The sequence below is a fragment of the Streptomyces boluensis genome (assembly GCF_009908195.1).
GTDB lineage: Bacteria > Actinomycetota > Actinomycetes > Streptomycetales > Streptomycetaceae > Streptomyces > Streptomyces boluensis.
Genome location: NZ_JAAAHS010000036.1, coordinates 22,171 through 32,032 on the forward strand (window position 1 = coordinate 22,171; position 9,862 = coordinate 32,032).

Here is a 9,862-nt window from a genome sequence, read left to right on the forward strand (position 1 = left end):
GGACTCGAGGACTTGATGGAGCGCACCGTCGTCCGTTGTGCCGAAGGGCACGTTTTCAGCACCGCTTCGTTTCCGATGCAGCAGCTCGGCACCGAGCGGATCGGCCCCGGGCGGCTCATCCGGTGTCCGCGTTGTGCTCGGCTCCGGCATGCCGTGCCCGTGGACGGGTCGGTGAAGCGGTAGGCGAACGGGCCGTAGCGAACGGTTCACGCGAGCGCGTGGGCGGCGTCCGATTGGGGCGCGCCCGCGCGCTCTGCGTATCCTCGGGGCGTGCTTCTCTCAGACAAGGACATCCGGGCCGAGATCGATGCCGGGCGGGTGCGGATCGACCCGTACGACGAAACCATGGTGCAGCCATCGAGCATCGACGTGCGGCTGGACCGCTACTTCCGGGTGTTCGAGAACCATCGCTATCCGCACATCGACCCTGCCGTCGAGCAGGGCGACCTGACGCGGATGGTCGAGCCGGAGGGTGACGAGCCGTTCATCCTGCACCCCGGGGAGTTCGTGCTCGCCTCGACGTACGAGGTCATCTCGCTCCCCGACGACCTCGCGAGCCGGCTCGAGGGCAAGAGTTCTCTCGGGCGGCTCGGGCTGGTCACGCATTCCACCGCCGGGTTCATCGACCCCGGTTTCTCCGGGCATGTGACGCTCGAACTCTCCAATCTCGCCACGTTGCCGATCAAGCTGTGGCCGGGAATGAAGATCGGGCAGTTGTGCATGTTCCGGCTCAGCTCTCCCGCTGAATTCCCTTACGGGAGCGAGCGGTACGGGTCGCGTTATCAGGGACAGCGGGGCCCGACGGCTTCGCGTTCCTATCTCAACTTCCACAGAACGCAGGTGTGAGCAGCGGTATGAGTGACGTCGGTGGCGTGCGCGAGAATCTGACGTACGACAAGTTCGGGGTGGCGGTGCGTGAGCTCGCGCAGACCATCGCCGATGACGGGTACCAGCCGGACGTCGTGCTCAGCATCGCGCGTGGCGGGGTGTTCGTGGCGGGCGGTCTCGCGTACGCGCTGGACTGCAAGAACATCCACCTGGTCAATGTGGAGTTCTACACCGGGGTCGGGACGACCCTGGAGATGCCGGTGATGCTGGCGCCCGTCCCCAACGCGATCGACTTCAGCAACAAGAAGGTGCTGATCGCCGATGACGTCGCCGACACCGGCAAGACGTTGAAGCTGGTCCACGATTTCTGCCTCGACCATGTCGCCGAAGTGCGTTCCGCGGTCATCTACGAGAAGTCGCATTCGCTCGTGAAGTGCGAGTACGTGTGGAAGCGCACGGACGACTGGATCAATTTCCCGTGGAGTGTCGAGCCTCCCGTGGTCCAGCGCGCCGGCCAGGTTCTCGACGCCTGAGAGTTGTGCATACGAATACGTGAAGGGCCCCGGCGGATTCGCCGGGGCCCTTCATTCGTTCAACTCGCTCAGAACGTGCCCAACTTGATGATCGAAAGCAGCGCGACCAGCTGGATCGCCGAAGCGCCCAGTGCCTTCGGCCACGGCAGGTCGTGGGACTTGCTGACCATCGTGGTGAGCAGTGCGCCCGCCGCCACCCAGGTCGCCCAGCCGAGGATCTGGACCAGCGGGGCGTCGCCGCCGAGGAACATGGCGAAGAGCAGGCGCGGGGCGTCCGTGATCGACATGATCAGCATGGACAGGCCGACCGTGGGCTGCCAGGCGCCGTCGCCGCCGAGCTGGCGGGCCAGGGTGTGGGTGACCGCGCCGAGCATCAGGGCGCTGACCACGATGGCCACGCCCGTGGTGAGGACGATCGGGATGCTCGTCGCGAGCGTCGCGTTGATGGCGTCCTCGCGGGCGCCGTCGAAGCCGAAGACCGCGAGCAGGCCGTAGATGAACGTGACGACCAGGGCCGTGGACCACATCGAGTGGTCGCGCATCTGCAGGAACGTCGGGCCGGGGCGCAGGACGATGCCGCGGAGCAGCTCCTTCCAGTGCAGCCGGGGCCCGATCGGTGCGGGCGCCGCGCCCGCGCGGTAGGTGTCGCCCTGGTTGTACGGGTCGTCGCCGAGGGAGAAGGACTGCGTGTGCCCGGGGTTGTTCGCCGCGTACGGGTCGTGCGGGGCGCCCTGCTGGCCGTACTGCTGCTGCGGGTCGCCGAAGTACTCCGGCTCGCCGTGCGCGCCGCCGCCACGGGGTGCGCCGCCGTGCGGAGCGCCGCCCGCGGGGGGCCACTGCTGCTGCGGGTACGGGGGCGCGGGCGGGCCGCCGTACGGCGGGTTCTGCGCTCCGTACGGCTGCTGCTGCGGGTGTTGTTGCGGGCGGGGGCCCTGGGAGGGGTTGTCCCGGCCGCGTCCGATCCTGAATCCAGCCACGTATTCGAACGTACCTGGTCTCAGGGGGTGGTGTGTGGCGGCGGTCGCATCATGGCCGGTTTGCTGCCGAGCTGTGACAACCCCTAGGGGCCACCCCCGAGGGGTTGTCCTGGCCCCGGCCAAGGCCCCGTCCGAGGCCCCGTCCGAGGCTCCCTCCGAGGCCCTGTCGCCGTCGCCGGTCCCGTCAGCCGCCGCTCTTGAACCGGACCCCCACGTCCCCGGTCCTGATGTGCTGCGCGTGACCCGCGTCGAGGCCGTCGCGGGTGCCGGGGAAGACCAGGATCGCGCCCTTGCCCTTGTTCCAGTACGAGGAGAACAGCACCGCGTCCTGGCGCCGGTCGCCGTTCACGTCGAGGAGGGTGGGCTGCTCCAGGTCGAAGCGCGCGGGCCGGCCGGGCAGTCCCGGGTCGTCGCCGGACAGGGTGCGGGCGTTCGTCGCGCGGTGACCGCCGGGGCCGCCGGGCAGCACGACGAGGCGGTCGGTGTCGACGAGGCGGAAGCCCGGCCTGCCGGTCAGCAGGTCGGGCGTGCGGTCGCCGTCGATGTCGCCGACGGAGGTGCCGAGGCCCCACTGCGAACCGGTACCGGTGATCACCTGTGCCGCCCTGCCGCGCCCGAGCCCGGACCGCGCGCCGTGGATCACGGTGAGGCGGCCCGCCCGCGCGGGGCTCTCGCCCATGGCCACCACGTCGTCGATGCCGTCCTTGTCGACGTCACCCACGGTGCCGCCGCGCGGACCGTCGTCGATGTCGCCCATGGCCTCGGCGAGCGAGGGCGCGACCGGCGGCCCCGGCACCAACCCGTCGGGCCCGCCCCGGTAGTACGCGACCGACGTGAGGTCATCGGGCGCGCTCTCGTCCTCCTCCGCGTCGAAGGAGTACGTCAGGATCACGTCGCTGCGCCGGTCGCCGTCGAAGTCGCCGGTGAGGAAGCCGCTGGGGCTGGCGTACCCGTGCTGCCCCAGGTCCAGGGTGACTTGGCGGGCGGAGCGGCCGGAGCGGTCGAGGGGGCCGAGGAGCAGCCGACCCTGTTCGTGGCCGGGCAGCGCGTTGGGGTCGCCGTCGCCGCCGCTGCCGCCGTCGAGCAGGTCGGTGTGGCCGTCGCCGTCGAAGTCACCGGCGGCCTTCGGGGTGAACTGCTCGGGTACGCCGAGGACTTGGGCCTTCGAGAGGCCGCGCGGGCCGCCGTACAGCGCGAACGCCTCCTGGCGTTTCATGCTGTTGCCGCGCTCCCCGACGAGGTCCGTGAAGCCGTCGCCGTCGAGGTCGGCGCGGATCAGCGCGAGCACGGAGTCGCCGTCGCCGCCCGCGGAGGTGCGTACGGCGGTCTCGGGGCGCAGTCCGCCGCGGGAGCCGTAGATCACCACCAGGGTGCTCCGGGTGTGCTCGCCGTCCTTGCTCCGGGAGGGCAGGACGGTCGCGTAGTCGTCGTACCCGTCGCCGTTGAAGTCCTTGAGGGCCTCCCGGTCGAGCGGGTCCGCGGGGTCGGCGGGGCGGCCGGAGGGCGGCACGGTGGGTCCTGGCCCGGAACCCCCGCCCGCGCCGTCGCCCGCACGGTCCGTGCCGCCGCCGCAGCCGGCGAGGAGGAGGGCGCCGGTGAGCAGCAGGGCGGGGGCGGTGCGGCGCGGGGCCATGGCCGTGTCCGGAAAGTCTCTCCCCCAGCCTCCGGCCGGGAGGTGCCCCCAGCCGCGCGACGCCTGGCACGCTCCCCCAGCCTTCGGCCGGGGGGACCCCCACTCGCCGCACCGGGCACACACCCAAGTACGCCCAGTACGAGGGCGTCTGCCCGGCACGCCGAGAGCACGCACCAGACGCCGCAGGGCCCGCCCTCCGGGCGAACGACGAGACTTTCCGGACACGGCCATGGGCAGAGACCGGCTCACTTGCTGACTCCCCGGGGTACGAACAGCGAGGTCGAGAAGGTCGTCACCGGCTTGCGGGCGAGGCCGTCCTTCGTGCCCCGGTACACGGCCACCGTGTCCCGCGTCTCGCCCCGGTGCGTGCGTACGACCAGCTCGTCCCGGTCGTCGCCGTCGAAGTCGGCGAGCGCGACCAGGTCGGTGGTGCCGTCGGCCGGGGGCGACACGGTGGTCACGGCGGCGGCCGACGGGCCCCGGGTGCGGCCGGTGTGGACGCGCAGTTCGGCCGACCTGCCGGTGGCGACGACGAGTTCGGCGCGGCCGTCGCCGTCGAAGTCCCCGGCGCGGACCGTGGCGCGGACCGTGGCGGCCGGGGCGCCGGGCGCGGCGAGGGTGGAGCGGCGCGTACCCGGCAGGTCGTAGCGCAGGACGATGCCGGGGCCCTTCGGGCCGGTGGCGACGGCGGCGTCACGGGCCGCGCCCCATCCGAACGCGCCGAAGGCCAGGTCCTGACCGGCCGGGAACACCGCACCCGTACGGGTCGGCCCGGCGGGCCCGCCGAGCACCAGGCCGCTGCGTGACCTGCCGCCGGAGGCGCGCACCACGAAGTCGTCGTAGCCGTCCCGGTTCACGTCGAGGGCGGGCCCGCGAAGGACCGTGCCCGGCGCCTTCAGGACCTTGCCGGAGCGCGGCGCCCCGGCCTTGCCGCGCTTGGACTTGCCGCTGCTGAACGGGCCGCGCAGGAAGCCGATCTGGGCGTTGCTGGCATGCACCACCAGGTCGTTCGCGCCGTCGCCGTCGAAGTCCCCGCACACCGGCTGGTCCGGCCACTCGTTGCCGTACCGGGCCGTGGCCGGGATGGCCAGCTTCACGGCCTTGCCGGTGAGGCCGCCGGGGGAGCCGAAGAGGAGCTGGACGGGGACGGGCGGCTGCCCGATCCCGTCGTACGGCGGGTCGGTGGCGACGACGAGGTCGGTGAAGCCGTCACCGTCGAGGTCGCAGCTCGCCGCCGCGTCGAACGCGGCGGGCCGCTCGCCCTTCGTGGGCGCGGCCCGCTCGGCCGGTACGAGCAGGTGGCGGGCGCCCGCGCCGATGCCGCGCCGGGTGCCGTACGCGATGCCGATGCCCGCGTCGTCGCCGTGCCCGTCGTGCACGAGGTCGTCGAGGACCAGGTCGCGCAGCCCGTCGCCGTTGAAGTCGTCGCCCCGCGCGGCGAGTTGGCTGCCGTCGCCGCGCGGTACGGGCAGCGCCGGCACCTGCTCGCCCGTCCTGTGTGCCGCGGTGGCCGGACGGTCCTCGCCCTCGCCCTCGCCGCTGCAGCCGGTCAGCAGCAGCGCGCAGCCGACCACCAGCACGCCCGTCGTACGGGCCCTACGTCTCGCTCCGCCCGCCCAGCCGTCTTGCACGTCCCGCCCCGCCCTCCGCCACCACCGGCAACAAGCTCCCTATGGTCCTCGCTGCCGCGCCCCACGTCACCAGGGGTGTCCGCATTGCCACCCGATGTCGAGAGTCGGTACACGCCTCAACGGCTTTACGTGCTCGCCGCCCAGCCTGAGCCCGGCCGTTACGTCCCCTACGGCTCACCCGGACATCGCCCTCCTACCTTCGAAAGGCACCCACACCCACGACGAGGGACACCGCATGCGCGCCACCCGACGCACCATCCGTACGGCCACCGTGGCGGCCGTGACCGGGGCCGTCGCTGCCCTCGCGCTGCCGACGGGCACGGCGCTCGCGGCCGCGCCCACGTCCGCCCCGGAGACCTCCGCGCAGACCTCCGCACAGACCTCCGCGGCCAAGGTCACGCTCCCCGAGGGGCGGATAGCCCGGCTCATGGACCGTGGCGGGGTACGCGCGGGTGCGGAGGACAGCGGCACGGAGCGGCGGATCGGCAGCGCGCCGCTGGTCGCGGCCGGTGGCGGCATGGCGGCGCTCGGCTCGGCCTCCCTCGCCTTCGCGGTGCTGCGCCGCCGCCCCTCAGCCTGAGCCGAACGGCCCGTACGGGAACGACTGAGGGGGCCACCCGCCGGGTGGCCCCCTCAGTCACTGCGTACGTACTGCCGTACCGGCTACTTCACCGGCTCGGGCTCCGGCGCGTCCTCGGACTCGGCCTCGCCCGCCGGCGGCTCCTCGGCCGGGGTCTTGACCGATTCGAGAAGCAGCTGCGATACGTCGACGACCTGGAGGGACTCCTTGGCCTTGCCGTCGTTCTTCTTGCCGTTCACCGAGTCGGTGAGCATGACGAGGCAGAACGGGCAGGCGGTGGAGACGATGTCCGGGTTGAGGGACAGGGCCTCGTCGACGCGCTCGTTGTTGATGCGCTTGCCGATCCGCTCCTCCATCCACATCCGGGCACCACCGGCGCCACAGCAGAAGCCGCGCTCCTTGTGGCGGTGCATCTCCTCGTTGCGCAGGCCCGGGACCTTGCCGATGATCTCGCGCGGCGGCGTGTAGATCTTGTTGTGGCGGCCCAGGTAGCAGGGGTCGTGGTACGTGATCAGACCCTCGACCGGGGTGACGGGGATGAGCTTGCCCTCGTCGATGAGGTGCTGCAGCAGCTGGGTGTGGTGGATGACCTCGTAGTCACCGCCGAGCTGCGGGTACTCGTTGCCGAGGGTGTTGAGGCAGTGCGGGCAGGTCGCGACGATCTTCTTCGCGGCCTTCGGCTTCTTGGTGCTCTCGTCCTCGTCATCCTCACCGAACGCGGCGTTCAGCGTGGCGACGTTCTCCATGCCGAGCTCCTGGAACAGGGGCTCGTTGCCGAGACGGCGGGCGGAGTCACCGGTGCACTTCTCGTCGCCGCCCATGATCGCGAACTTGACGCCCGCGATGTGCAGCAGCTCGGCGAAGGCCTTGGTGGTCTTCTTCGCCCGGTCCTCAAGGGCGCCGGCGCAGCCGACCCAGTACAGGTACTCGACCTCGGTGAGGTCGTCGATCGTCTTGCCGACGACCGGCACCTCGAAGTCGACCTCCTTGGTCCACTCGAGGCGCTGCTTCTTGGCGAGACCCCAGGGGTTGCCCTTCTTCTCCAGGTTCTTGAGCATCGTGCCCGCCTCGGACGGGAACGCGGACTCGATCATCACCTGGTAGCGGCGCATGTCGACGATGTGGTCGATGTGCTCGATGTCGACCGGGCACTGCTCGACACAGGCACCGCAGGAGGTGCAGGACCACAGCACGTCCGGGTCGATGACGCCGTTCTCCTCGGCGGTACCGATGAGCGGACGCTCGGCCTCGGCGAGAGCGGCGGCGGGAACGTCCTTGAGCTGCTCCTCGGAAGCCTTCTCGTTGCCCTCCATGTCCTTGCCGCCACCGGCGAGCAGGTACGGGGCCTTGGCGTGCGCGTGGTCGCGCAGCGACATGATCAGCAGCTTCGGGGAGAGCGGCTTGCCGGTGTTCCAGGCGGGGCACTGCGACTGGCAGCGACCGCACTCGGTGCAGGTGGAGAAGTCGAGCAGGCCCTTCCAGGAGAACTGCTCGACCTGCGAGACACCGAAGGTGTCGTCCTCGCCCGGGTCCTCGAAGTTGATCTCCTTGCCGCCCGAGGTCATCGGAAGCAGGGCGCCGAGCGAGGTCTCACCGGTCGCGTTCCGCTTGAACCAGATGTTCGGGAAGGCGAGGAACCGGTGCCAGGCGACGCCCATGTCGGTCTTCAGGGCGACCGTGATCATCCAGATGAAGGAGGTCGCGATCTTCAGACCGGCGAAGAAGTAGGTGAGGTTCTGCAGCGTGCCGAGGTCGATCCCCTCGAGCGCGTGGACGACCGGGTACGAGATGAAGAACGACGCCTCGTAGCTGTCCACGTGGTGCTGGGCGCCCTCAAGCGCGTGCAGCATGAAGATGCAGACGCCGACGATGAGGATGACGGCCTCGACGAAGTACGCCTGGCCGATGTTGGACCCGGCGAAGCGGGACTTGCGGCCCGCCTTGCCCGGACGGCTCAGCTGCCGGATCACGATCAGCGTCAGGATGCCGAGCACCGTCATCGTGCCGAGGAACTCGACGAAGACGTTGTACGGCGCCCACTCACCGATGATCGGCAGCAGCCAGTCGGCCTGGAACAGCTGGCCGATGGCGTTGACGATCGTCAGCAGCAGCGAGAAGAAGCCCACCGCCACGAACCAGTGCGCGACACCGACGATGCCCCAGCGGTTCATCCGGGTATGGCCGAGGAATTCCTTGGCCACGGTGACGGTGCGCTGTACGGGCTCGTCGGTGCGGGTGCCCGCGGGCACGTTCTGGCCGAGCCGCATGAAGGTGTAGATCTGCAGGAGGGCGCGGGCGAAAAGGGCCACGCCGACCACGATCAGAACCAGCGACACGATGATCGCGGCGAGTTGCATTTGGGGGCTCCTCGGGCCTGCGAGGGGAGATTACTAAGCGGTAACTTATGCAGTCCGTCTGAGACTACCCACTTCTTGAGCCGCACTGTAGCCAGGGGTGCGGTGATCTGTGTCGCTCAGGCAACCCTGAGTGGCGCCCCGGGTCCCGGCGGCATTGGGCCGCCCGGGGGTGGTCGGGGAACTGTCGGCTTTCCGTAGGCAGCAAATCGTGTTATTCGCGACAAATTTGGTTATAGCGAACTAGCTTGTTGCCCGCTCACCCTGCGGCGGACGGCACGGCGGGGTCCGACGAGAGGACGCCCATGCTCTACGGAATCGTGGCCAGCGTCGTGGCCCTGCTCCTGACCACCGCGCTCACCACCCTGGTACGCGCGCTCGGTCTGCGGGCCGGGCTTGTCGACCGCCCCGGCGGCCGCAAGACGCACGCCCGGCCGACCCCGCACACCGGAGGCATCGCCGTCGTCGCGGGCACCGTCACCGTGGTCTGCACCGGGTACGCGCCGCTCGGCCCCGGCATCGCCGTGCTGCTCGGCGCCGCCGGAGCGGTCGCACTGCTCGGCCTCGTCGACGACCTCCGCCCCCTCGGCGTCGGGCCCCGGCTGCTCGTGGAGACCGGCGCGGCCATCGCCGTGGTGCACGCCAGCGGCCTCACCCCGGCCGCCGGGATCCTCGCCGTCGGCTGGATCGTGCTGATCACCAACTCCTTCAACCTCATCGACAACGCGGACGGCGCGATGGGCCTCGTCGGCGTGATCACCGCGCTCGGGCTCGCGCTCTGCGCCGCCGCCGACGAGCTCACCGGTCTCGCCCTGCTGCTCTGCGTCCTGGCCGCCGCCCTGACCGGCTTCCTCACCCAGAACTGGCACCCCGCCCGGATCTTCCTCGGCGACTGCGGCTCCCTCTTCACCGGCTTCGTGCTCGCCTCCGCCGCCGTCCTGGTGCACACCGGCCACGACCCGCTGCCCGGCGCCTTCGGCCTGGTCGCGCTCACCGTGGTGGGCCTCGCCGACACCGTCCTGGTCGCCGTGGCCCGGCACCGCGCCGGGCGCCCGCTGCTGCTCGGCGGCACCGACCACATCGCCCACCGGCTGCGCCGCATCGGCTTCACGGTGCCCGGCGCGGCGGTGGTGCTCGGCGCGGTCGCCTTCGCGGGCACGGTCGTCGGGGTCCTCGTACACCGCGGCGCCCTGGGCCCGTTCGCCGCGACCCCGCTGCTCCTCGCGGTGGCCGCCGGGATCTGGGGCCTGCTGAAGGTACGGGTGTACGGCCAGGCCGCGACCGGCACGTCCCGGCGCGCCCCCCGCCTCGCCCGGCCGCGCGGCC

8 protein-coding genes are annotated in these 9,862 nt (G+C 71.2%); 4 read left to right on the top strand and 4 right to left on the bottom strand.

All coding sequences use genetic code 11. The features are described from left to right. Positions 1 to 270: 270 nt before the first annotated feature. On the top strand, positions 271 to 846 hold the full coding sequence (dcd, locus tag GUY60_RS07815) for a dCTP deaminase (protein WP_161695214.1): 576 nt from the start codon (positions 271 to 273) through the stop codon (positions 844 to 846). Between the two features lie 8 nt (positions 847 to 854). After that, positions 855 to 1,361 (top strand): phosphoribosyltransferase, encoded by a 507-nt coding sequence (locus tag GUY60_RS07820; RefSeq protein WP_161695216.1) that lies wholly within the window; start codon positions 855 to 857, stop codon positions 1,359 to 1,361. Between the two features lie 68 nt (positions 1,362 to 1,429). Here the strand turns inward: GUY60_RS07820 and GUY60_RS39685 are convergent, their stop codons facing one another. From GUY60_RS39685 to GUY60_RS07835, 3 genes are all read right to left on the bottom strand, one after another. Further along, the gene (locus GUY60_RS39685) at positions 1,430 to 2,338 is read right to left on the bottom strand and encodes a Yip1 family protein (RefSeq protein WP_161695218.1); all 909 of its coding nucleotides are present in this window, start codon (positions 2,336 to 2,338) and stop codon (positions 1,430 to 1,432) included. Between the two features lie 184 nt (positions 2,339 to 2,522). Further along, positions 2,523 to 3,971 (bottom strand): FG-GAP repeat domain-containing protein, encoded by a 1,449-nt coding sequence (locus tag GUY60_RS07830; protein ID WP_161695220.1) that lies wholly within the window; start codon positions 3,969 to 3,971, stop codon positions 2,523 to 2,525. A gap of 245 nt (positions 3,972 to 4,216) precedes the next feature. Beyond that, positions 4,217 to 5,602 carry an FG-GAP repeat domain-containing protein gene (locus GUY60_RS07835; protein ID WP_312866219.1) on the bottom strand — a complete coding sequence of 462 codons (1,386 nt, stop codon included), beginning with the start codon at positions 5,600 to 5,602 and terminating at the stop codon, positions 4,217 to 4,219. A 235-nt stretch (positions 5,603 to 5,837) separates the two neighbouring features. Between GUY60_RS07835 and GUY60_RS07840 the strand changes: the two genes are divergently transcribed. Beyond that, positions 5,838 to 6,182 (top strand): hypothetical protein, encoded by a 345-nt coding sequence (locus GUY60_RS07840; protein ID WP_161695222.1) that lies wholly within the window; start codon positions 5,838 to 5,840, stop codon positions 6,180 to 6,182. Positions 6,183 to 6,265: 83 nt separating this feature from the next. On the opposite strand, the gene GUY60_RS07845 is transcribed toward GUY60_RS07840, so the two are convergent. Then, on the bottom strand, positions 6,266 to 8,539 hold the full coding sequence (locus GUY60_RS07845; protein WP_161695224.1) for a (Fe-S)-binding protein: 2,274 nt from the start codon (positions 8,537 to 8,539) through the stop codon (positions 6,266 to 6,268). A gap of 302 nt (positions 8,540 to 8,841) precedes the next feature. Between GUY60_RS07845 and GUY60_RS07850 the strand changes: the two genes are divergently transcribed. Then, the coding region (locus tag GUY60_RS07850; RefSeq protein WP_161695226.1) for an MraY family glycosyltransferase at positions 8,842 to 9,862 on the top strand (1,021 nt) is incomplete at its 3' end.